We start from the raw sequence: 1,986 nt of genomic DNA, 5'->3' as shown, positions 1-1,986 counted from the left end.
TTGGGATAGAAGCTTGACGATGACCTACTCTCACATGGAGAAGCTCCACACTACCATCGGCGATGCGTCGTTTCACTGCTGAGTTCGGGATGGGATCAGGTGGTTCCAACGCTCTATGGTCGTCAAGCAATTCGGTGGGGGCATCGTCTGGGACGCTACCCCGAATCAGGTATGTGACAGCTTGGCTTTGCGGTTCGTTGCGAACTTTCGGTCTATATCGACTTCACCACGTACCCACAATCACCAGATTGTTTGGGTGTTATATGGTCAAGCCTCACGGGCAATTAGTATTGGTTAGCTCAACGCCTCACAGCGCTTACACACCCAACCTATCAACGTCGTAGTCTTCGACGGCCCTTCAGGGAGCTCGAGGCTCCAGTGAGATCTCATCTTGAGGCGAGTTTCCCGCTTAGATGCTTTCAGCGGTTATCTCTTCCGAACATAGCTACCCGGCAATGCCACTGGCGTGACAACCGGAACACCAGAGGTTCGTCCACTCCGGTCCTCTCGTACTAGGAGCAGCCCCTCTCAAATCTCAAACGTCCACGGCAGATAGGGACCGAACTGTCTCACGACGTTCTAAACCCAGCTCGCGTACCACTTTAAATGGCGAACAGCCATACCCTTGGGACCGGCTTCAGCCCCAGGATGTGATGAGCCGACATCGAGGTGCCAAACACCGCCGTCGATATGAACTCTTGGGCGGTATCAGCCTGTTATCCCCGGAGTACCTTTTATCCGTTGAGCGATGGCCCTTCCATACAGAACCACCGGATCACTAAGACCTACTTTCGTACCTGCTCGACGTGTCTGTCTCGCAGTCAAGCGCGCTTTTGCCTTTATACTCTGCGACCGATTTCCGACCGGTCTGAGCGCACCTTCGTACTCCTCCGTTACTCTTTAGGAGGAGACCGCCCCAGTCAAACTGCCCACCATACACTGTCCTCGATCCGGATGACGGACCAGAGTTAGAACCTCAAGCATGCCAGGGTGGTATTTCAAGGATGGCTCCACGAGAACTGGCGTCCTCGCTTCAAAGCCTCCCACCTATCCTACACAAGCAGGCTCAAAGTCCAGTGCAAAGCTACAGTAAAGGTTCACGGGGTCTTTCCGTCTAGCCGCGGATACACTGCATCTTCACAGCGATTTCAATTTCACTGAGTCTCGGGTGGAGACAGCGCCGCCATCGTTACGCCATTCGTGCAGGTCGGAACTTACCCGACAAGGAATTTCGCTACCTTAGGACCGTTATAGTTACGGCCGCCGTTTACCGGGGCTTCGATCAAGAGCTTCGCTTGCGCTAACCCCATCAATTAACCTTCCGGCACCGGGCAGGCGTCACACCCTATACGTCCACTTTCGTGTTTGCAGAGTGCTGTGTTTTTAATAAACAGTCGCAGCGGCCTGGTATCTTCGACCGGCATGGGCTTACCGAGTAAATCGTTCACCCTCACCGGCGCACCTTCTCCCGAAGTTACGGTGCCATTTTGCCTAGTTCCTTCACCCGAGTTCTCTCAAGCGCCTTGGTATTCTCTACCCAACCACCTGTGTCGGTTTGGGGTACGGTTCCTAGTTACCTGAAGCTTAGAAGCTTTTCCTGGAAGCATGGCATCAACCACTTCGTGTTCTAGAAGAACACTCGTCATCAGCTCTCGGCCTTGAACACCCGGATTTGCCTAAGTGTTCGGCCTACCACCTTAAACTTGGACAACCAACGCCAAGCTGGCCTAGCCTTCTCCGTCCCTCCATCGCAGTAACTAGAAGTGCGGGAATATTAACCCGCTTCCCATCGACTACGCATTTCTGCCTCGCCTTAGGGGCCGACTCACCCTGCGTCGATTAACGTTGCGCAGGAACCCTTGGTCTTTCGGCGTGCGAGTTTTTCACTCGCATTGTCGTTACTCATGTCAGCATTCGCACTTCTGATACCTCCAGCAAGCTTCTCAACTCACCTTCACAGGCTTACAGAACGCTCCTCTACCGCTC

Annotated in this window: 2 rRNA genes; both read right to left on the bottom strand. The window is 53.7% G+C overall.

What is annotated here, in order from left to right:
- Positions 1 to 11: 11 nt before the first annotated feature.
- Positions 12 to 127: ribosomal RNA gene (gene rrf, locus ACFW0B_RS25755) — 5S ribosomal RNA — on the bottom strand.
- A 136-nt stretch (positions 128 to 263) separates the two neighbouring features.
- Positions 264 to 1,986: ribosomal RNA gene (locus ACFW0B_RS25750) — 23S ribosomal RNA — on the bottom strand; the annotation flags it as partial.

The organism is Metapseudomonas phytobenefica (genome assembly GCF_043392685.1).
Classification (GTDB): domain Bacteria; phylum Pseudomonadota; class Gammaproteobacteria; order Pseudomonadales; family Pseudomonadaceae; genus Metapseudomonas.
Note: the sequence above shows the minus strand (reverse complement) of the source record. Positions and strands in the feature narration are given on the sequence as shown.